At 55.7% G+C, this 20,693-nt stretch carries 17 protein-coding genes, 4 tRNA genes and 1 rRNA gene; all 22 read left to right on the forward strand.

What is annotated here, in order from left to right; genetic code table 11:
* Positions 1-110, forward strand: a 5S ribosomal RNA gene (gene rrf / locus KGA88_RS07985); the annotation flags it as partial.
* A 135-nt stretch (positions 111-245) separates the two neighbouring features.
* The gene (birA, locus tag KGA88_RS07990) at positions 246-1,205 is read left to right on the forward strand and encodes a bifunctional biotin--[acetyl-CoA-carboxylase] ligase/biotin operon repressor BirA (protein WP_223590058.1); all 960 of its coding nucleotides are present in this window, start codon (positions 246-248) and stop codon (positions 1,203-1,205) included.
* Entirely contained in the window at positions 1,195-1,944 is a 750-nt protein-coding gene (locus KGA88_RS07995; RefSeq protein ID WP_223590060.1) for a pantothenate kinase, read from the forward strand. Before birA ends, KGA88_RS07995 begins: the two co-directional genes overlap by 11 nt.
* Before the next feature lie 7 nt (positions 1,945-1,951).
* Positions 1,952-2,392: a hypothetical protein gene (locus KGA88_RS08000; protein WP_223590062.1), complete on the forward strand. Its 441-nt coding sequence runs from the start codon at positions 1,952-1,954 to the stop codon at positions 2,390-2,392.
* Between the two features lie 142 nt (positions 2,393-2,534).
* A tRNA-Tyr gene (locus KGA88_RS08005) sits at positions 2,535-2,619 on the forward strand.
* 25 nt (positions 2,620-2,644) lie between these two features.
* Positions 2,645-2,718 (forward strand) — tRNA-Gly (locus KGA88_RS08010).
* Between the two features lie 26 nt (positions 2,719-2,744).
* A tRNA-Thr gene (locus KGA88_RS08015) sits at positions 2,745-2,820 on the forward strand.
* 175 nt (positions 2,821-2,995) lie between these two features.
* Positions 2,996-3,071: transfer RNA gene (locus KGA88_RS08020), tRNA-Trp, on the forward strand.
* 45 nt (positions 3,072-3,116) lie between these two features.
* Positions 3,117-3,485, forward strand: a complete 369-nt coding sequence (secE, locus tag KGA88_RS08025; protein ID WP_007984402.1) for a preprotein translocase subunit SecE — start codon at positions 3,117-3,119, stop codon at positions 3,483-3,485.
* A gap of 9 nt (positions 3,486-3,494) precedes the next feature.
* Complete coding sequence (gene nusG / locus KGA88_RS08030; RefSeq protein ID WP_007984405.1) at positions 3,495-4,028, forward strand: transcription termination/antitermination protein NusG; 534 nt, start codon at positions 3,495-3,497, stop codon at positions 4,026-4,028.
* 117 nt (positions 4,029-4,145) lie between these two features.
* Positions 4,146-4,577, forward strand: a complete 432-nt coding sequence (rplK, locus tag KGA88_RS08035) for a 50S ribosomal protein L11 (RefSeq protein ID WP_007933726.1) — start codon at positions 4,146-4,148, stop codon at positions 4,575-4,577.
* Positions 4,577-5,272 carry a 50S ribosomal protein L1 gene (gene rplA, locus KGA88_RS08040; RefSeq protein WP_003186095.1) on the forward strand — a complete coding sequence of 232 codons (696 nt, stop codon included), beginning with the start codon at positions 4,577-4,579 and terminating at the stop codon, positions 5,270-5,272. The genes rplK and rplA overlap by 1 nt, the downstream gene beginning before the upstream one ends.
* A gap of 198 nt (positions 5,273-5,470) precedes the next feature.
* Complete coding sequence (gene rplJ, locus KGA88_RS08045; protein WP_007970413.1) at positions 5,471-5,971, forward strand: 50S ribosomal protein L10; 501 nt, start codon at positions 5,471-5,473, stop codon at positions 5,969-5,971.
* 75 nt (positions 5,972-6,046) lie between these two features.
* Positions 6,047-6,412 (forward strand): 50S ribosomal protein L7/L12, encoded by a 366-nt coding sequence (gene rplL / locus KGA88_RS08050; RefSeq protein WP_056855887.1) that lies wholly within the window; start codon positions 6,047-6,049, stop codon positions 6,410-6,412.
* A 220-nt stretch (positions 6,413-6,632) separates the two neighbouring features.
* Positions 6,633-10,706 carry a DNA-directed RNA polymerase subunit beta gene (gene rpoB, locus KGA88_RS08055; RefSeq protein WP_053162836.1) on the forward strand — a complete coding sequence of 1,358 codons (4,074 nt, stop codon included), beginning with the start codon at positions 6,633-6,635 and terminating at the stop codon, positions 10,704-10,706.
* Positions 10,707-10,770: 64 nt separating this feature from the next.
* Positions 10,771-14,970, forward strand: a complete 4,200-nt coding sequence (rpoC, locus tag KGA88_RS08060) for a DNA-directed RNA polymerase subunit beta' (protein WP_110657201.1) — start codon at positions 10,771-10,773, stop codon at positions 14,968-14,970.
* A gap of 216 nt (positions 14,971-15,186) precedes the next feature.
* Entirely contained in the window at positions 15,187-15,558 is a 372-nt protein-coding gene (rpsL, locus tag KGA88_RS08065; RefSeq protein ID WP_003186084.1) for a 30S ribosomal protein S12, read from the forward strand.
* 108 nt (positions 15,559-15,666) lie between these two features.
* Positions 15,667-16,140 (forward strand): 30S ribosomal protein S7, encoded by a 474-nt coding sequence (gene rpsG, locus KGA88_RS08070; protein ID WP_007994653.1) that lies wholly within the window; start codon positions 15,667-15,669, stop codon positions 16,138-16,140.
* A 30-nt stretch (positions 16,141-16,170) separates the two neighbouring features.
* The gene (gene fusA, locus KGA88_RS08075) at positions 16,171-18,276 is read left to right on the forward strand and encodes an elongation factor G (RefSeq protein ID WP_007994652.1); all 2,106 of its coding nucleotides are present in this window, start codon (positions 16,171-16,173) and stop codon (positions 18,274-18,276) included.
* A 30-nt stretch (positions 18,277-18,306) separates the two neighbouring features.
* Positions 18,307-19,500: an elongation factor Tu gene (gene tuf / locus KGA88_RS08080; RefSeq protein WP_008053875.1), complete on the forward strand. Its 1,194-nt coding sequence runs from the start codon at positions 18,307-18,309 to the stop codon at positions 19,498-19,500.
* A gap of 157 nt (positions 19,501-19,657) precedes the next feature.
* Positions 19,658-19,969: a 30S ribosomal protein S10 gene (rpsJ, locus tag KGA88_RS08085; RefSeq protein ID WP_003186070.1), complete on the forward strand. Its 312-nt coding sequence runs from the start codon at positions 19,658-19,660 to the stop codon at positions 19,967-19,969.
* 80 nt (positions 19,970-20,049) lie between these two features.
* Positions 20,050-20,685 carry a 50S ribosomal protein L3 gene (rplC, locus tag KGA88_RS08090; protein WP_003186059.1) on the forward strand — a complete coding sequence of 212 codons (636 nt, stop codon included), beginning with the start codon at positions 20,050-20,052 and terminating at the stop codon, positions 20,683-20,685.
* Positions 20,686-20,693 lie beyond the last annotated feature (8 nt).

The following is a 20,693-nucleotide window of genomic DNA, read 5'->3' on the forward strand; positions in this document are numbered from 1 at the left end:
GACCATAGAGCGTTGGAACCACCTGATCCCATCCCGAACTCAGCAGTGAAACGATGCATCGCCGATGGTAGTGTGGGGTTTCCCCATGTGAGAGTAGGTCATCGTCAAGATTAAATTCCGAAACCCCAATTGCGAAAGCAGTTGGGGTTTTGTTTTTGGCCGAAGAAAAGCCACGACTACTGGATTTCTATGCAATCGCTCGGCGCGTGGCTATCATGCGGGCCTCATTGTGAGGCGAGACCTGCATGCTGACGTTGTTAAAGCTTCTTAAAGATGGCCGATTCCATTCGGGTCAGGCGTTGGGTGCTGCCCTGGGCGTCAGTCGTAGTGCCGTGTGGAAGCAGCTTCAGCATTTAGAGGCTGAGCTGGGGTTGTCTATTCATAAGGTTCGTGGGCGCGGCTATCAATTGTCCGCGCCATTAGCGCTGCTCGATCCTGCCGAGATAAGCGCTCAGGCGCACTCTTGCGCCTGGCCTGTCCAGGTTCACGACTCAATCGACTCGACTAATGCCGAAGCGCTGCGCGCTATTGAGCGCGGGCAAGCGGCACCGTTTGTGGTGCTTTCGGAGCGGCAGACAGCCGGTCGCGGGCGACGTGGTCGCAAGTGGGTCAGTCCGTTCGCAGAAAACGTCTATTACAGCCTGGTGCTGCGCATTGATGGCGGGATGCGCCAGTTGGAAGGCTTGAGTCTCGTCGTTGGGCTCGCAGTGTTGCAGACGTTGCGTGAGCTCGGTGTTGCATCCGCTGGATTGAAATGGCCGAACGATGTCCTTGTAGGTCAGAAAAAGATCGCGGGAATACTGCTCGAGTTGGTTGGTGATCCTGCTGATGTGTGTCACGTGGTCCTGGGGGTTGGAATCAATGTGAACATGCAGTCCGCAGAAGAGGTGGACCAGCAATGGACATCCCTGCGGCTCGAGTCAGGCAAATTGTTTGATCGCAACCAATTGGTCGCGGTGTTGGGGGAGACGCTGCAGCGATACCTGGCTCGTCACCAGGCGGGTGGCTTTTTGGCCATCCAGTCAGAGTGGGAGCAAAATCACCTGTGGCAGGGGCGAAGCGTGTCGTTGATTGCCGGCGTCAATCAAATTGATGGTGAAGTGCTGGGCATTGATGGCCAGGGCGCCTTGCGCCTGAAGGTGGATGGTGTGGAGAAAGTCTTCAGTGGTGGTGAGTTGAGCCTGAGGTTGCGTGATGATTCTTGAGCTCGATTGTGGGAATAGTTTCATCAAGTGGCGTGTGCTTGCCGCAAATGCCGGGCAGGTGCTGGGTGAAGGGGTCGTCGATTCCGATCTTGGATTGCTGGAGGGGTTGGGGGCGCTCAAAGGGCTTGCCCTCACGTTTTGCCGGTTGGTGAGTGTCAGGACCGCGGAGGAAACCGCAGCGCTGACGTCTTTGCTCGGCGATACCTTTGATGTGCCAGTTGTGTGCGCAGCGCCTGCGCGCGAAATGTCAGGCGTGCGCAATGGGTATGAAGAGTTTGAGCGGCTGGGGCTGGATCGGTGGCTGGCAATGCTCGGAGGTTTTCATCTCGCTTCAGGTGCGTGCCTGGTGCTCGATTTCGGTACGGCCGTGACCGCTGACTTTGTCGCGGCGGATGGAGAGCACCTGGGTGGTTTCATCTGTCCGGGGATGCCGTTGATGCGCAACCAGTTGCGCACCCACACTCGCAAAATTCGTTATGGGGATCTGGCAGCCGAGCAGGCTCAGGAAAGTCTTGTTCCTGGTCGCGCGACTGTCGAGGCTGTAGAACGTGGTTGTCTGTTGATGTTGCGCGGCTTCGTGCTGACCCAGCTCGAATTGGCGCGCAGCTACTGGGGTGAGGACTTTGTCGTATTCCTCACTGGGGGGGATGCGAGCCTGGTTGCTGAGGTCGTGCCTCACGCCAGGGTTGTTCCGGACTTGGTGTTTGTTGGATTGGCCATGGCCTGTCCCTTGTCCTGAGGTTTTTATGCGTTGGTTGTTTCTGCTGCTGCTTGTCCTCAATGGCTTCTACTACATCTGGCATCAACAAGAGGCTCCTTTGCGTGCGAAGGATGTCACGCCTTTGAGTCTGTATCGCGGGTCTCAGCAAGATATCCGCTTGTTGAGCGAAGCAAGTGACATCTCCAAAGACAAGGGTAAGACTGTCTCGACAGACAATGGCTGCCTTTATCTGGGCGGCTATACGCGCCAGGAGGCCGCGCAGGCGGTTGAGCGTCGTCTAAGCGGGATGGAGGTCAAGTATCAGTCCCTGCCTAAAGCTGCAGCTGAAAGCGCGGGGTATTGGGTGCGTATCGCACCGGAAAGCCGGCGTTGGCTGGACGATCTGCAGCTGCAAAACCTTTCTAAAGAATTCAATGAGTTAAAACATAAAATAATGCCGTGCGAGGGGGTTGCGCCCACTGAATAGTTTGCATAGAATGGCGCCCGCTCCACAGCGAACACCGGAAACGGTTAACGATGTGAAGCGAGGTCAACGCAGCTAACCTCAAGATTTAATTGAGAAAATGCTTGACAGAAGGCTGGCATGATGTAGAATGCCGGCTCGCTTAGGAGGGGTTCCCGAGCGGCCAAAGGGATCAGACTGTAAATCTGACGTCTACGACTTCGAAGGTTCGAATCCTTCCCCCTCCACCATTTTTAGCGAGAGCTGTAAGCGCTCGCGGGTATAGTTTAGTGGTAGAACCTCAGCCTTCCAAGCTGATGATGCGGGTTCGATTCCCGCTACCCGCTCCAAGTTTACAGGTTTTGCACAGTGTTACGCTCTTGTAGCTCAGTTGGTAGAGCACACCCTTGGTAAGGGTGAGGTCAGCGGTTCAAATCCGCTCAAGAGCTCCATATAACAAGGCAGATATGAAAATATCTGCCTTTGTTTTAGGTGGTAGTGGTTGCGCCTGAATGTGTTTCTGAAGGTTGCCGGTGTCGTGAATGTCGGTGTTGCAGTCAAGGTTGCCTAGTAAGTTGTTGTAAAGTCTTTTTCGGGTCGGCATAATGGTCGGCCTGATTTTGTTTTAGGTCAGTAGCTCAATTGGCAGAGCGACGGTCTCCAAAACCGTAGGTTGGGGGTTCGATTCCCTCCTGACCTGCCAGATTCACCTGGTGTGTCTGGCTTTCTTTTCACAGGATCTTCATAGATGACTCCTAAAGCTGAAGCTCAAGGCTCTCGTTTCGACCTCCTCAAGTGGCTTGTAGTAGTCGCTCTGGTGGTTGTTGGCGTTGTTGGCAATCAGTACTTTTCTGCTTCGCCGATCCTGTACCGCGTACTCGCATTGCTTGCTATTGCTGCTGTAGCTGCCTTTGTAGGCCTGCAGACGGTCAAGGGCAAGTCTTTCTTTGTACTGGTTAAGGAAGCGCGCACCGAAATTCGTAAAGTCGTTTGGCCAACTCGCCAAGAAACCACGCAGACCACGTTGATCGTTGTGGCTGTTGTCCTGGTTATGGCGTTGCTGTTGTGGGGGCTTGATTCCCTGCTCGGCTGGCTTGTTTCCTTGATTGTCGGCTAAGGGTGTCCCGTGGCTAAGCGTTGGTATGTTGTGCATGCTTACTCCGGTTACGAGAAGCATGTAATGCGCTCGCTGATCGAGCGCGTGAAGCTGGCTGGTATGGAAGATGGCTTCGGCGAAATTCTGGTTCCCACTGAAGAAGTGGTTGAGATGCGCAATGGCCAGAAGCGCAAAAGCGAACGTAAATTCTTCCCTGGCTACGTGCTGGTGCAGATGGATATGAACGAGGGTACTTGGCACTTGGTCAAGGATACTCCTCGGGTGATGGGTTTCATTGGCGGTACTGCCGATAAGCCTGCGCCGATCACCGATAAAGAGGCAGAAGCGATTCTGCGCCGCGTTGCTGATGGTAGCGACAAGCCGAAGCCGAAGACGTTGTTCGAGCCGGGTGAGTCGGTACGTGTCAATGACGGTCCGTTTGCGGACTTTACCGGTGTTGTTGAAGAAGTTAACTACGAAAAGAGCCGGATTCAGGTCGCAGTGCTCATTTTCGGTCGCTCTACTCCGGTGGAGCTCGAGTTCAGCCAGGTCGAAAAGGTCTAGTTGAGCAAGCATCCCAACCCCGCAGCCATAGGCTGTGGGGTTTTGTCGTCACTGGGATAAACGCGCAAGTAACCGGGGAGCCTCTCGAGGCGTTCGAACCCGTAATTGGAGTGCCTCATGGCCAAGAAGATTACCGCTTACATCAAGCTGCAAGTGAAGGCCGCTCAGGCTAACCCAAGCCCACCTGTTGGTCCTGCTCTGGGTCAGCACGGCGTGAACATCATGGAATTCTGCAAGGCTTTCAACGCCCGTACTCAGGGTCTTGAGCCAGGTCTGCCGACTCCAGTGATCATCACTGTCTACAGCGACCGTAGCTTCACTTTCGAAACCAAATCCACCCCTGCTTCGGTTCTGCTGAAGAAGGCGGCCGGTCTGACCAGCGGTTCCGCTCGTCCGAACACCGTTAAGGTTGGCACCGTGACTCGTGCTCAGCTGGAAGAAATCGCGAAAACCAAAAACGCGGATCTGACTGCAGCTGATATGGAAGCAGCCGTGCGTACTATCGCCGGTTCTGCTCGTAGCATGGGCCTTAACGTGGAGGGTGTGTAATGGCTAAGCTGACCAAGCGTCAAAAGGCTATCGCCGGCAAAATCGAAGCAGGCAAGGCCTACAACTTTGTAGACGCTGCTGCCCTGCTGGCTGAGCTGTCGACTGTCAAGTTCAGCGAGTCGTTCGACGTAGCTGTAAACCTGGGTGTTGACCCGCGTAAATCCGACCAGGTCGTTCGTAGCGCTACTGTGCTGCCACACGGCACTGGCAAGACCGTTCGCGTTGCTGTGTTCACCCAGGGTCCAGCTGCTGAAGCCGCTCTGGCTGCCGGCGCTGACCGCGTAGGCATGGACGACCTGGCTGCCGAAATGAAAGGCGGCGACCTGAACTATGACGTAGTGATTGCATCCCCGGATGCAATGCGCGTTGTAGGTCAACTGGGTCAGATCCTCGGTCCACGTGGCCTGATGCCTAACCCTAAAGTCGGCACCGTAACTCCAGACGTAGCTACCGCGGTTAAAAACGCCAAGGCTGGTCAGGTTCGTTATCGCACCGACAAAAACGGCATCATCCACACTTCCGTTGGCAAGATCGGCTTCGACGCCGTCAAGCTGAAGGAAAACGTTGAAGCCCTGATCGCTGATCTGAAGCGTATCAAGCCAGCTTCCTCGAAAGGCATTTACGTCAAGCGCGTTACCCTGAGCACCACTATGGGCCCAGGTCTGGTCATCGACCAAAGCTCGCTCGACGCGTAAGACAAAGATTGGCGCAAGCGATTGCGCCAATTGAAAAATTGGGGTCCCTGCCTGGCGGGGGCTATCCAAGACCGTAGGCGACGCAAGTCTTAAACCACAAGCCTACGCAGATGGTGCTCCCGGTTCCTTACCGAATCAGACACCAAAACGACATCCGGTTTCGACCAGATGAAACGGTAACAAGCAGGAGTTAAACCCGTGGCAATTAAACTCGAAGACAAGAAGGCCATCGTCGCTGAAGTCAACGAGGCTGCCAAAGTCGCTCTGTCCGCTGTCGTGGCTGATGCCCGTGGCGTAACAGTAGGCGCGATGACCGGACTCCGTAAAGAGGCTCGTGAAGCTGGCGTTTACGTACGTGTTGTACGTAACACCCTGCTCAAGCGCGCTGTTGCTGACACTGAATTCAGTGTCCTCAACGACGTGTTCACCGGCCCTACCCTGATTGCGTTCTCCAAAGAACATCCAGGCGCTGCTGCCCGGATCTTCAAGGAATTCGCAAAGGGTCAGGACAAGTTCGAGATCAAGGCAGCTGCGTTCGAGGGCAAGTTCCTCGCAGCTAACCAAATCGACGTACTGGCAACTCTGCCGACCCGTGACGAAGCAATTTCTCAGCTGATGAGCGTGATTCAAGGCGCTACCAGCAAATTGGCTCGTACTCTGGCGGCAATTCGCGACCAGAAAGAAGCTGCTGCAGCCTAAGGCTCGTCAACTTCTCGCGTTTTTTGTTTTTTTCGATGGTCGCGTAGGCCGTCCCCAATATCAGGAATTAGATTCATGTCTATCTCTCAGAACGATATCCTTGAAGCAGTTGGCAACATGTCCGTAATGGAAGTTGTTGAGCTGATCAAAGCTTTCGAAGAAAAATTCGGCGTTACCGCTGCTGCTGCTTCGGCTGGTCCAGCTGCTGCTGCCGCTGTTGTTGAAGAGCAAACCGAATTCAACGTCATGCTGACCGAAGCTGGCGAGAAGAAAGTTAACGTGATCAAGGCTGTACGTGAACTGACCGGTCTGGGCTTGAAAGAAGCCAAGGCTGTAGTTGACGGCGCACCTGCCATGGTTCTGGAAGCTGTTGCCAAAGACGCAGCTGACAAAGCCAAAGCAGCTCTGGAAGAAGCAGGCGCTAAAGTCGAGCTGAAGTAAGCATCGACTTTGCTCCTCCAGCCCGAGCGTTAAGCGACAGGCTGATGGCTGGTGGCTCTTGCCACCGGCCTTTTTCCGTTATTGGCAGCCGACTGGGTCGGTGCCGATAACGTGCTGTAACCACCCGATGCGGTGGCGCAAACCATGGGGTTTGCACGATTTTCTGGCTGCTCCCGTCGGGAGGGGCCAAACAAGCAGGTGACCAAGCTGGGGAACGCTGATGGCTTACTCATATACTGAGAAAAAACGTATCCGCAAGGACTTTAGCAAGTTGCCGGACGTCATGGATGTGCCGTACCTCCTGGCCATCCAGCTGGATTCGTATCGTGAATTCTTGCAAGCGGGAGCGACTAAAGATCAGTTCCGCGACGTGGGCCTGCATGCGGCCTTCAAATCCGTTTTCCCGATCATCAGCTACTCCGGCAATGCTGCGCTGGAGTACGTCGGATATCGTCTGGGCGAACCGGCATTTGATGTCAAAGAATGCGTATTGCGCGGTGTAACTTACGCCGTACCTTTGCGGGTAAAAGTGCGCCTGATCATTTTCGACAAAGAATCGTCGAACAAAGCGATCAAGGACATCAAAGAGCAAGAAGTCTACATGGGTGAAATTCCCCTGATGACTGAAAACGGTACCTTCGTAATCAACGGTACCGAGCGTGTAATCGTTTCCCAGCTGCACCGTTCCCCGGGCGTGTTCTTCGACCACGACCGTGGCAAGACGCACAGCTCCGGTAAACTGCTGTACTCCGCGCGCATCATTCCTTACCGCGGTTCGTGGCTGGACTTCGAGTTCGACCCGAAAGACTGCGTATTCGTGCGTATCGACCGTCGTCGCAAGCTGCCTGCCTCGGTACTGCTGCGCGCGCTGGGCTATACCACTGAAGAAGTGCTGGACGCGTTCTATACCACCAACGTATTCCACGTGAAGGGCGAGACCCTGAGCCTGGAGCTGGTGCCTCAGCGCCTGCGTGGTGAAATCGCTGTCCTCGATATTCAGGATGACAAAGGCAAGGTTATTGTCGAGCAGGGTCGTCGTATCACCGCTCGCCACATCAACCAGCTGGAAAAAGCCGGGATCAAAGAGCTGGATGTGCCTCTGGACTACGTCCTGGGCCGCACAACCGCCAAGGTCATCGTGCACCCGGCAACCGGCGAAATCCTGGCAGAGTGCAACACCGAGCTGAACACCGAGATCCTGGCCAAAATCGCCAAGGCCCAGGTTGTTCGAATCGAAACTCTGTACACCAACGATATCGACTGCGGTCCGTTCGTCTCCGACACCCTGAAGATCGACTCCACCAGCAACCAACTGGAAGCGCTGGTCGAGATCTATCGCATGATGCGTCCTGGCGAGCCGCCAACCAAAGACGCTGCCGAGACCCTGTTCAACAACCTGTTCTTCAGCCCTGAGCGCTATGATCTGTCTGCGGTCGGCCGGATGAAGTTCAACCGTCGTATCGGTCGTACCGAGATCGAAGGTTCGGGCGTGCTGTGCAAGGAAGACATCGTCGCGGTACTGAAGACCCTGGTCGACATCCGTAACGGTAAAGGCATCGTCGATGACATCGACCACCTGGGTAACCGTCGTGTTCGCTGCGTAGGCGAAATGGCCGAGAACCAGTTCCGCGTTGGCCTGGTACGTGTTGAGCGTGCGGTCAAAGAGCGTCTGTCGATGGCTGAAAGCGAAGGCCTGATGCCGCAAGACCTGATCAACGCCAAGCCAGTGGCTGCGGCGGTGAAAGAGTTCTTCGGTTCCAGCCAGCTGTCCCAGTTCATGGACCAGAACAACCCGCTGTCCGAGATCACCCACAAGCGTCGTGTCTCTGCACTCGGCCCTGGCGGTTTGACTCGTGAGCGTGCTGGCTTTGAAGTTCGTGACGTACACCCGACTCACTACGGTCGTGTATGCCCGATCGAAACGCCGGAAGGTCCGAACATCGGTCTGATCAACTCCCTGGCTGCCTATGCGCGCACCAACCAGTACGGCTTCCTGGAAAGCCCGTACCGCGTGGTGAAAGACGCTCTGGTCACCGACGAGATCGTGTTCCTGTCCGCCATTGAAGAAGCTGATCACGTGATCGCTCAGGCTTCGGCCACGATGAACGACAAGAAAGTCCTGATCGACGAGCTGGTAGCTGTTCGTCACCTGAACGAATTCACCGTCAAGGCGCCGGAAGACGTCACCTTGATGGACGTATCGCCGAAGCAGGTAGTTTCGGTTGCTGCGTCGCTGATTCCGTTCCTCGAGCACGACGACGCCAACCGTGCGTTGATGGGTTCGAACATGCAGCGTCAAGCTGTACCAACCCTGCGCGCTGACAAGCCGCTGGTAGGTACCGGCATGGAGCGTAACGTAGCCCGTGACTCCGGCGTTTGCGTCGTGGCTCGTCGTGGCGGCGTGATCGACTCCGTCGACGCCAGCCGTATCGTGGTTCGTGTTGCCGATGACGAAGTTGAAACCGGTGAAGCCGGTGTCGACATCTACAACCTGACCAAGTACACCCGCTCCAACCAGAACACCTGCATCAACCAGCGTCCGCTGGTGCGTAAGGGTGATCGGGTTCAGCGTAGCGACATCATGGCCGACGGCCCGTCCACCGACATGGGTGAACTGGCACTGGGCCAGAACATGCGCATCGCGTTCATGGCATGGAACGGCTTCAACTTCGAAGACTCCATCTGCCTGTCCGAGCGTGTTGTTCAGGAAGACCGTTTCACCACGATCCACATTCAGGAACTGACCTGTGTGGCCCGTGACACCAAGCTTGGCCCAGAGGAAATCACTGCAGACATCCCGAACGTGGGTGAAGCTGCACTGAACAAGCTGGACGAAGCCGGTATCGTTTACGTAGGTGCTGAAGTTGGCGCAGGCGACATCCTGGTGGGTAAGGTCACTCCGAAAGGCGAGACCCAACTGACTCCGGAAGAAAAACTGCTGCGTGCGATCTTCGGTGAAAAAGCCAGCGACGTTAAAGACACTTCCCTGCGTGTACCTACCGGTACCAAAGGTACTGTCATCGACGTACAGGTCTTCACCCGCGATGGCGTTGAGCGTGATGCTCGTGCCCTGTCGATCGAGAAGTCCCAGCTGGACGAGATCCGCAAGGACCTCAACGAAGAGTTCCGTATCGTCGAAGGCGCTACTTTCGAACGTCTGCGTTCCGCTCTGGTCGGCCACAAAGCCGAAGGCGGCGCCGGTCTGAAGAAAGGCCAGGACATCACCGACGAAGTTCTCGACGGTCTTGAGCACGGCCAGTGGTTCAAACTGCGCATGGCTGAAGACGCCCTGAACGAGCAGCTCGAGAAGGCCCAGGCCTACATCGTTGATCGTCGCCGTCTGCTGGACGACAAGTTCGAAGACAAGAAGCGCAAACTGCAGCAGGGCGATGACCTGGCTCCAGGCGTGCTGAAAATCGTCAAGGTTTACCTGGCAATCCGTCGTCGCATCCAGCCGGGCGACAAGATGGCCGGTCGTCACGGTAACAAGGGTGTGGTCTCCGTGATCATGCCGGTTGAAGACATGCCGCACGATGCCAATGGCACCCCGGTCGACGTCGTTCTCAACCCGTTGGGCGTACCTTCGCGTATGAACGTTGGTCAGATCCTCGAAACCCACCTGGGCCTCGCGGCCAAAGGTCTGGGCGAGAAGATCAATCGCATGATTGAAGAGCAGCGCAAGGTTGCCGAGCTGCGTAAATTCCTGCACGAGATCTACAACGAGATCGGCGGTCGTCAGGAAAGCCTCGATGACTTCTCGGACCAGGAAATCCTGGATCTGGCTCAAAACCTGCGTGGCGGCGTTCCAATGGCCACTCCAGTGTTCGACGGCGCCAAGGAAAGCGAAATCAAGGCCATGCTGAAACTGGCAGACCTGCCAGAAAGCGGCCAGATGCAGCTGACCGACGGCCGTACCGGCAACAAGTTCGAGCGCCCGGTTACCGTTGGCTACATGTACATGCTGAAGCTGAACCACTTGGTAGACGACAAGATGCACGCTCGTTCTACCGGTTCGTACAGCCTGGTTACCCAGCAGCCGCTGGGTGGTAAGGCGCAGTTCGGTGGTCAGCGTTTCGGGGAGATGGAGGTCTGGGCACTGGAAGCATACGGTGCCGCTTACACTCTGCAAGAAATGCTCACAGTGAAGTCGGACGATGTGAACGGCCGTACCAAGATGTACAAAAACATCGTGGATGGCGATCACCGTATGGAGCCGGGCATGCCCGAGTCCTTCAACGTGTTGATCAAGGAAATTCGTTCCCTCGGCATCGATATCGATCTGGAAACCGAATAACACGTGACGCGAATCGAGAGCGGGGCAGGATTGCCCGCTCTCTGCTCCGCCAGGAGGAAAGGCCTTGAAAGACCTACTGAATTTGCTGAAAAACCAGGGTCAAGTCGAAGAGTTCGACGCCATCCGTATCGGATTGGCATCGCCTGAGATGATCCGTTCGTGGTCGTTCGGTGAAGTTAAAAAGCCGGAAACCATCAACTACCGTACGTTCAAACCTGAGCGTGACGGCCTGTTCTGCGCCAAGATCTTTGGCCCGGTAAAGGATTACGAGTGCCTGTGCGGTAAGTACAAGCGCTTGAAGCACCGCGGTGTGATCTGCGAGAAGTGCGGCGTTGAAGTTGCACTGGCAAAAGTTCGTCGTGAGCGCATGGCGCACATCGAACTGGCCTCGCCTGTTGCCCACATCTGGTTCCTGAAGTCGCTGCCGTCCCGTATCGGCTTGCTGATGGACATGACCCTGCGTGATATCGAACGCGTTCTCTATTTCGAGAGCTATGTCGTTATCGATCCAGGCATGACCACCCTTGAAAAAGGTCAGCTGCTAAACGACGAGCAGTACTTCGAAGCGCTGGAAGAATTCGGTGACGATTTCGATGCCCGCATGGGTGCCGAAGCTGTCCGCGAACTGCTGCACGCTATCGACCTGGAACACGAGATTGGCCGTCTGCGTGAAGAAATTCCGCAAACCAACTCCGAAACCAAGATCAAGAAGCTGTCCAAGCGTCTGAAGTTGATGGAAGCCTTCCAGGGTTCCGGCAACCTGCCAGAGTGGATGGTGCTGACCGTTCTGCCGGTTCTGCCGCCAGATCTGCGTCCACTGGTCCCGCTCGATGGCGGTCGCTTCGCGACTTCCGACCTCAACGATCTGTATCGTCGAGTGATCAACCGTAACAACCGTTTGAAGCGCCTGCTGGATCTGTCCGCTCCGGACATCATCGTGCGCAACGAAAAGCGTATGTTGCAGGAAGCTGTCGACGCACTGCTCGACAACGGCCGTCGTGGCCGCGCTATCACCGGTTCGAACAAGCGTCCTCTGAAATCCCTGGCTGACATGATCAAGGGTAAGCAGGGTCGTTTCCGTCAGAACTTGCTCGGTAAGCGTGTTGACTACTCGGGTCGTTCGGTAATTACCGTAGGTCCGACCCTGCGTCTGCACCAGTGCGGTCTGCCGAAGAAAATGGCTCTCGAGCTGTTCAAGCCGTTCATTTTCGGCAAGCTGGAAATGCGTGGTCTCGCTACCACCATCAAGGCTGCCAAGAAGATGGTCGAGCGCGAGCTGCCGGAAGTTTGGGACGTTCTCGCTGAAGTGATCCGCGAACACCCGGTTCTCCTCAACCGTGCACCTACCCTTCACCGTCTGGGTATCCAGGCGTTTGAACCGGTTCTGATCGAAGGTAAGGCTATCCAGCTGCACCCTCTGGTCTGCGCCGCGTACAACGCCGACTTCGACGGCGACCAAATGGCCGTGCACGTACCGCTGACGCTGGAAGCCCAGCTCGAAGCGCGTGCGTTGATGATGTCGACCAACAACATTCTGTCGCCAGCCAACGGTGAGCCAATCATCGTTCCGTCGCAGGACGTTGTACTGGGTCTGTACTACATGACCCGTGAAGCGATCAACGCCAAGGGCGAAGGTCGTGTGTTCGCTGACCTGCAAGAAGTTGACCGTGTGTTCCGTGCCGGCGAAGCCGCACTGCACGCCAAGGTTAAAGTGCGCATCCACGAAACCGTCAACGACCGTGATGGCGGCAGCGTGAGCAACGTTCGTATCGTCGACACCACTGTCGGCCGTGCTCTGTTGTACCAGGTTGTGCCAAAAGGCCTGTCGTACGACGTCGTCAACTTGCCGATGAAGAAAAAGGCGATCTCCAAGCTGATCAACCAGTGCTACCGCGTGGTTGGTCTGAAAGAGACCGTGATCTTCGCTGACCAGTTGATGTACACCGGTTTTGCTTACTCGACCATTTCCGGCGTTTCCATCGGTGTTAACGACTTCGTTATCCCGGATGAAAAAGCCCGCATCATCAGTGCCGCCACTGACGAAGTGAAAGAGATCGAGAGCCAGTACGCCTCCGGCCTGGTAACCCAGGGCGAGAAGTACAACAAAGTGATCGACCTTTGGTCCAAGGCGAACGACGAAGTTTCCAAGGCGATGATGGCCAACCTCTCGAAAGAGAAAGTCATCGACCGTCATGGCGTCGAAGTCGACCAGGAATCCTTCAACTCGATGTACATGATGGCTGACTCGGGTGCGCGGGGTTCCGCAGCACAGATTCGTCAGCTGGCCGGTATGCGTGGCCTGATGGCCAAGCCGGACGGTTCCATCATTGAAACGCCGATTACTGCGAACTTCCGTGAAGGTTTGAGCGTACTTCAGTACTTCATCTCCACTCACGGTGCTCGTAAGGGTCTTGCGGATACCGCGTTGAAAACGGCTAACTCCGGTTACCTGACTCGTCGTCTGGTGGACGTTGCACAAGACCTGGTTGTAACCGAGATCGATTGCGGCACCGAACACGGTCTGCTGATGACTCCGCACATTGAAGGCGGTGACGTTGTAGAGCCGTTGGGTGAGCGCGTATTGGGTCGTGTTATCGCCCGTGACGTATTCAAGCCAGGTACCGAGGACGTCATCGTTCCTGCTGGCACCCTGGTCGACGAGAAGTGGGTCGAGTTCATCGAACTCAACAGCATCGACGAAGTGATCGTTCGCTCGCCGATCAGCTGCGAAACCCGCTACGGCATTTGTGCCAAGTGCTACGGCCGTGACCTGGCTCGTGGTCACCAGGTGAACATCGGTGAAGCGGTCGGCGTTATCGCTGCCCAGTCCATCGGTGAGCCGGGTACCCAGCTGACGATGCGTACGTTCCACATCGGTGGTGCGGCAAGCCGGACCTCCGCTGCGGACAGCGTCCAGGTGAAGAATGGCGGTACCGTTCGTCTGCACAATTTGAAGCACGTGGAGCGAGTGGATGGCCACCTGGTTGCTGTGTCCCGTTCCGGTGAGCTGGCCATCGCTGATGATTTCGGTCGTGAGCGTGAGCGTTACAAGCTGCCGTACGGTGCCGTGATTTCGGTTAAAGAAGGTGACAAGGTCGACGCTGGCGCAATCGTGGCCAAGTGGGATCCGCACACTCACCCGATCGTTACCGAAATGAAAGGTACCGTGACCTACGTGGGCATGGAAGAAGGCATCACGATCAAGCGTCAGACTGACGAATTGACCGGTATGACCAACATTGAAGTACTCGACGCCAAAGATCGTCCAGCTGCCGGTAAAGACATCCGTCCTGCCGTGAAGATGGTCGACGACAACGGCAAGGATCTGTTGCTGCCAGGCACTGACGTTATCGCTCAGTACTTCCTGCCAGCCAACGCCCTGGTCGGTGTAGCGGACGGTGCGAAGATCGCGATCGGTGATGTTATCGCTCGTATCCCGCAAGAAACTTCGAAGACCCGTGACATCACCGGTGGTCTGCCGCGTGTTGCCGACTTGTTCGAAGCCCGTCGTCCGAAAGAAGCGTCGATTCTGGCTGAAGTCAGCGGCACCATCGCGTTCGGTAAAGAGACCAAGGGCAAGCGCCGCCTGGTTATCACCCCGAACGACGGTACCGATCCTTACGAAGAGCTGATTCCGAAGTGGCGTCACCTGAACGTGTTCGAAGGCGAACAGGTAAACCGCGGCGAAGTTATCTCCGACGGTCCGAGCGATCCACACGACATCCTGCGTCTGCTGGGTGTGAGTGCGCTGGCCAAGTACATTGTTAACGAGATCCAGGACGTTTACCGTCTGCAAGGCGTGAAGATCAACGACAAGCACATCGAGACCATCCTGCGTCAGATGCTGCGTAAAGTTGAAATCGCTGAATCCGGCGATTCCAGTTTCATCAAGGGCGACCAGATGGAACTGACTCACGTACTGGTAGAGAACGAGCGTCTGAGCGGCGAAGACAAATTTGTCTCCAAGTTCACTCGCGTTCTGCTGGGTATCACCAAGGCGTCGTTGTCCACCGAATCGTTCATCTCGGCGGCTTCCTTCCAGGAAACCACTCGCGTACTGACCGAAGCGGCGGTAACCGGCAAGCGCGACTACCTGCGCGGCCTGAAAGAAAACGTGGTCGTGGGTCGTCTGATCCCGGCCGGTACCGGCCTGGCATATCACAGCGAGCGTAAGCGCCGTCGTGAAGCAGACAAGCCGTTGCGCGTAAGCGCCAGTGAAGTGGAAGCTGCACTGACCGAAGCGCTGAACTCGAGCGGTAACTGAGTTCTGCGGTAAATGAGAGTGAGGCCCTGGTCGCTCCGTTCATCGAATCGAGACAATTTGTCGAGACTGGATGAGCGGGGAGGGCGGGGCCTTGCCTTGACTGGGGACAAGATCCTCTTTAGACTCTTGTACCCCTAAATTTGGCGGGAACTCGTTCCTGCCATTTTGCTTTTCTTGCAAGACAATAGCGTCGCAAGACAACAGTGGAGCTAGTAGATGGCAACTATCAACCAGCTGGTACGTCAGCCGCGTAAGCGTATCGTCGAGAAATCCGACGTGCCTGCGCTGCAGAACTGCCCGCAACGTCGTGGCGTGTGCACCCGTGTGTACACCACTACGCCGAAAAAACCTAACTCGGCACTGCGTAAAGTATGCCGTGTGCGTCTGACCAACGGTTTCGAGGTTTCCTCGTACATCGGCGGTGAAGGCCACAACCTGCAAGAGCACAGCGTGGTACTGATCCGCGGCGGTCGTGTAAAAGACTTGCCAGGTGTTCGTTACCACACCGTTCGCGGCTCCTTGGATACTTCCGGCGTTAAAGGCCGTAACCAGGGTCGTTCGAAGTACGGTACCAAGCGTCCGAAGTAATCGGCCGTTTTGCAGTTTTTCATTTTATTGAGTCGATAAGAGTAAGGTCGGGCACGCATCCATAGGAGCTGTCCCGGGCTAACCTGAAGACCGTTTGAGGGCTTATCAATGCCAAGACGTCGCGTAGCAGCCAAGCGTGAGATTCTGGACGATCCGAAATACGGAAGCCAAATCCTCGCCAAATTCATGAACCACGTAATGGAAAGCGGCAAGAAAGCCGTTGCCGAGCGTATCGTTTATGGTGCCCTGGATACCGTGAAGGCTCGTAAGGCCGGCACCGATCCCCTGGAACTCTTCGAAAAAGCACTCGACGCCATCGCTCCGCTGGTCGAAGTGAAGTCGCGCCGCGTTGGTGGTGCTACTTACCAGGTTCCGGTCGAGGTTCGTCCTTCCCGTCGTAACGCTCTGGCAATGCGCTGGTTGGTAGACTACGCCCGCAAGCGCGGCGAGAAGTCTATGGCTCTGCGTTTGGCTGGCGAACTGTTGGACGCTGCCGAAGGTAAAGGTGCTGCAGTTAAGAAGCGTGAAGACGTGCACCGTATGGCTGAAGCCAACAAGGCTTTCTCGCACTACCGCTTCTAATTTTTGCGTCACTAATTTTGCGAGGGCTTTATGGCTCGTACTACACCGATTAATCGCTACCGTAACATTGGTATCGTTGCTCACGTGGATGCTGGTAAAACCACCACCACCGAGCGCGTCCTTTTTTACACGGGCAAAAGCCACAAGATGGGCGAGGTGCATGACGGCGCCGCGACCACAGACTGGATGGTGCAGGAGCAGGAGCGTGGTATTACCATTACTTCTGCTGCTATTACCGCCTTCTGGCAGGGTTCTGCGAAGCAGCACAAGGACCAGTACCGTTTCAACGTCATCGATACCCCGGGCCACGTAGACTTCACTATTGAAGTTGAGCGTTCCCTGCGTGTACTCGACGGCGCGGTCGTTGTGTTCTGTGGTACTTCCGGCGTTGAGCCGCAGTCCGAAACCGTATGGCGTCAAGCCAACAAGTACGGTGTTCCACGTATCGTTTACGTGAACAAGATGGACCGTGCCGGTGCGAACTTCCTGCGCGTGATCGCTCAGATCAAGCAGCGTCTGGGTCACACTCCGGTGCCTATCCAGCTGGCTATCGGTTCCGAAGACAACTTCCAGGGTCAGATCGATCTGATGACCATGGAAGCGGTTTACTGGAACGATGCCGACAAGGGTATGACTCCTCGTCGTGAAGCCATCCCTGCTGAACTGCAGGAACTGGCTGAAGAGTGGCGCAACAACATGGTTGAGGCTGCGGCCGAAGCCAGCGAAGAGCTGATGAACAAGTACCTTGAAGGTGAAGAACTCACCATCGAGGAAATCAAGGGTGCTCTGCGTCAGCGTACTATCGCTGGTGAGATCGTTCTGGCTGTTTGCGGTTCTTCCTTCAAGAACAAGGGTGTTCCCCTGGTTCTCGACGCCGTTATCGACTACCTGCCGGCTCCAACCGACATTCCTGCCATCAAGGGTACTGACCCGGATGACGAGGAAAAGCAGATGGAGCGTCATGCAGACGACAACGAGCCGTTCTCGGCTCTGGCGTTCAAGATCGCTACCGACCCATTCGTGGGTACCTTGACCTTCGTCCGTGTTTACTCGGGCGTGTTGGCCTCCGGCGACGGCGTTATCAACTCGGTCAAGGGCAAGAAAGAGCGTGTGGGTCGTATGGTGCAGATGCACGCAAACGCCCGCGAAGAGATCAAGGAAGTGCGCGCTGGCGACATCGCGGCCCTGATCGGCATGAAGGACGTCACCACTGGTGAAACCTTGTGCAACGCTGACAAGCCAATCATCCTGGTTCGCATGGACTTCCCGGAGCCGGTTATTTCGGTTGCCGTTGAGCCTAAGACCAAGGATGACCAGGAAAAAATGGGTATCGCTCTGGGCAAACTTGCTCAGGAAGACCCGTCTTTCCGCGTCAAGACTGATGAAGAGACTGGTCAAACGATCATCTCTGGCATGGGCGAGTTGCACCTGGACATCCTGGTTGACCGGATGCGCCGTGAGTTCAACGTCGAAGCCAACATCGGCAAGCCTCAGGTTTCGTATCGTGAGCGCATCACGAAGAATTGCGAAATCGAAGGCAAGTTCGTTCGTCAGTCCGGCGGTCGTGGCCAGTTCGGCCATTGCTGGATCCGTTTTGCTCCTGCTGACGAAGGTCAGGAAGGTCTGCAATTCGTGAACGAAGTAGTGGGTGGTGTGGTTCCTAAGGAATACATCCCGGCTATCCAGAAGGGTATCGAAGAGCAGATGAAGAACGGCGTAGTTGCCGGCTATCCGCTGATCGGCCTGAAGGCTACCGTGTTTGATGGTTCTTACCACGACGTCGACTCGAACGAGATGGCGTTTAAGGTGGCTGCTTCCATGGCGACCAAGCAACTGGCCCAGAAGGGCGGTGGTGAGTTGCTCGAGCCGATCATGGCGGTAGAGGTTGTTACGCCTGAAGACTATATGGGTGACGTGATGGGCGACCTTAACCGTCGTCGCGGCATGATTCTGGGTATGGAAGACACGGTCTCCGGTAAGGTGATCCGTGCTGAAGTTCCGTTGGGCGAGATGTTCGGTTATGCGACCGACGTTCGTTCGATGTCCCAGGGTCGCGCAAGCTACTCTATGGAATTCAAAAAATACAATACAGCTCCGTCGCACATCGTCGAAACTGTAACCAAAAAACAAGGCTGATTCAGTCCTTTAGGCAAGGAGTTAATTGTCGTGGCTAAAGAAAAATTTGATCGTTCCCTACCGCACGTCAACGTTGGCACCATCGGTCACGTTGACCACGGTAAAACCACTCTGACCGCAGCTCTGACTCGCGTTTGCTCCGAAGTTTTCGGTTCCGCAATCGTTGATTTCGATAAAATCGACAGCGCTCCAGAAGAAAAAGCTCGTGGTATCACCATCAACACCGCGCACGTCGAGTACAACTCGAAGATCCGTCACTACGCTCACGTTGACTGCCCAGGTCACGCTGACTATGTGAAGAACATGATCACCGGTGCTGCCCAGATGGACGGCGCGATCCTGGTTTGCTCGGCCGCTGATGGTCCGATGCCACAAACCCGTGAACACATCCTGCTGTCCCGTCAGGTAGGCGTTCCGTACATCGTGGTTTTCCTGAACAAGGCTGACCTGGTAGACGACGCTGAGCTGCTGGAACTGGTCGAGATGGAAGTTCGCGACCTGCTGTCCACCTACGACTTCCCGGGCGATGACACTCCAATCATCATCGGTTCGGCTCGTATGGCGCTGGAAGGCAAAGACGACAACGAAATGGGCACCACTGCCGTTCGTAAACTGGTTGAAACCCTGGACAGCTACATCCCAGAACCAGAGCGTGCTATCGACAAGCCATTCCTGATGCCAATCGAAGACGTATTCTCGATCTCGGGTCGTGGTACTGTTGTGACTGGTCGTATCGAGCGCGGTATCGTTCGCGTTCAAGATGCACTGGAAATCGTTGGTCTGCGTGACACCACCACCACCACCTGCACCGGTGTTGAAATGTTCCGCAAGCTGCTCGACGAAGGTCGTGCTGGCGAGAACTGCGGCGTTCTGCTGCGTGGTACCAAGCGTGACGACGTTGAGCGTGGCCAGGTTCTGGTTAAGCCAGGTTCGGTTAAGCCGCACACCAAGTTCACCGCAGAAGTTTACGTTCTGAGCAAGGAAGAAGGCGGTCGTCACACTCCGTTCTTCAAAGGCTACCGTCCACAGTTCTACTTCCGTACTACTGACGTGACTGGTAACTGCCAGCTGCCAGAAGGCGTTGAAATGGTAATGCCAGGTGATAACATCCAGATGGAAGTTACCCTGATCAAGACCATCGCAATGGAAGACGGCCTGCGTTTCGCTATCCGTGAAGGCGGTCGTACCGTCGGCGCTGGCGTCGTAGCCAAAATCATCGAGTAAGCATCTCTTTTGAGATAGCTTCGATGCTTTGAAAGGCCCCCGCTCAGCGGGGGCTTTTTTATTGGGTTGACACCCATCTGGGGCGTCTATAGAATTGCGCCTCCTTTTAACGGGCGTATTGCGCCCGGTGGGAATAGCAGCCGGAGTCTGAAATCCAATGCAAAATCAGCAAATCCGTATCAGGTTGAAGGCTTTCGACCATCGCCTGATCGACCAATCAACCCAGGAAATCGTGGAAACCGCGAAACGTACTGGTGCTCAAGTGCGTGGTCCAATTCCACTGCCTACCCGTAAAGAGCGGTTCACCGTTCTGGTCTCCCCGCACGTCAACAAAGACGCGCGTGACCAGTACGAGATCCGTACTCATAAGCGCGTTCTGGACATCGTCCAGCCAACGGATAAAACCGTTGATGCTCTTATGAAGCTTGATCTTGCGGCCGGTGTGGAAGTGCAGATCAGCCTCGGCTAAGACTCGGTCTTAGTCGTGTAACGCTCTGAAATGGGCGGCCATAGCGGGTGAAAGCCCCGTACACTCATGAGGTTTACAACATGACTATTGGTGTAGTCGGTCGTAAATGCGGTATGACCCGTATTTTCACCGAAGAAGGTGTCTCCATTCCGGTCACGGTCATTGAGATCGAACCGAATCGCGTCACCCAGTTCAAAACTGAAGAGACCGATGGCTATCGTGCAGTGCAAGTCACTGTCGGCGAGCGTCGTGCTTCGCGTGTAACAGCAGCTCAGGCTGGCCACTTCGCTAAAGCGAACGTTGCCGCTGGTCGTACCGTAATGGAATTCCGCCTTGAAGAAGGCGAGTACCAGGCCGGCGATCTGATCAACGCTGAAATCTTCGCCGCTGGTCAACTGGTTGATGTAACCGGTCAGTCCAAGGGTAAAGGCTTCCAGGGTACGATCAAGCGTTGGAATTTCCGCGGGCAAGATAACACCCACGGTAACTCCGTATCCCACCGCGTTCCAGGCTCTATCGGCCAGTGCCAGACTCCTGGTCGTGTATTCAAGGGCAAAAAAATGTCCGGTCATATGGGCGCTGAGCGCGTGACCGTGCAGTCCCTCGAAGTAGTGCGCGTGGACGCTGAACGCAATCTGTTGTTGGTCAAGGGCGCTGTTCCTGGCGCTACTGGCGGCAACTTGGTTGTACGTCCAGCAGCCAAGGCTCGCGGTTAAGGGGAAGC

It is taken from the genome of Pseudomonas sp. A-R-19, assembly GCF_019956575.1.
In the GTDB taxonomy this organism is placed as follows: domain Bacteria; phylum Pseudomonadota; class Gammaproteobacteria; order Pseudomonadales; family Pseudomonadaceae; genus Aquipseudomonas.

Bases quoted from the DNA above. Each gene is read 5' to 3' on its own strand.
- birA (WP_223590058.1), top strand. From the start codon at position 246: ATGCTGACGTTGTTAAAGCTTCTTAAAGATGGCCGATTCCATTCGGGT.
- KGA88_RS07995 (WP_223590060.1), top strand. From the start codon at position 1,195: ATGATTCTTGAGCTCGATTGTGGGAATAGTTTCATCAAGTGGCGTGTG.
- KGA88_RS08000 (WP_223590062.1), top strand. From the start codon at position 1,952: ATGCGTTGGTTGTTTCTGCTGCTGCTTGTCCTCAATGGCTTCTACTAC.
- secE (WP_007984402.1), top strand. From the start codon at position 3,117: ATGACTCCTAAAGCTGAAGCTCAAGGCTCTCGTTTCGACCTCCTCAAG.
- rplK (WP_007933726.1), top strand. From the start codon at position 4,146: ATGGCCAAGAAGATTACCGCTTACATCAAGCTGCAAGTGAAGGCCGCT.
- rplA (WP_003186095.1), top strand. From the start codon at position 4,577: ATGGCTAAGCTGACCAAGCGTCAAAAGGCTATCGCCGGCAAAATCGAA.
- rplL (WP_056855887.1), top strand. From the start codon at position 6,047: ATGTCTATCTCTCAGAACGATATCCTTGAAGCAGTTGGCAACATGTCC.
- rpoB (WP_053162836.1), top strand. From the start codon at position 6,633: ATGGCTTACTCATATACTGAGAAAAAACGTATCCGCAAGGACTTTAGC.
- rpsL (WP_003186084.1), top strand. From the start codon at position 15,187: ATGGCAACTATCAACCAGCTGGTACGTCAGCCGCGTAAGCGTATCGTC.
- rpsG (WP_007994653.1), top strand. From the start codon at position 15,667: ATGCCAAGACGTCGCGTAGCAGCCAAGCGTGAGATTCTGGACGATCCG.
- fusA (WP_007994652.1), top strand. From the start codon at position 16,171: ATGGCTCGTACTACACCGATTAATCGCTACCGTAACATTGGTATCGTT.
- rpsJ (WP_003186070.1), top strand. From the start codon at position 19,658: ATGCAAAATCAGCAAATCCGTATCAGGTTGAAGGCTTTCGACCATCGC.
- rplC (WP_003186059.1), top strand. From the start codon at position 20,050: ATGACTATTGGTGTAGTCGGTCGTAAATGCGGTATGACCCGTATTTTC.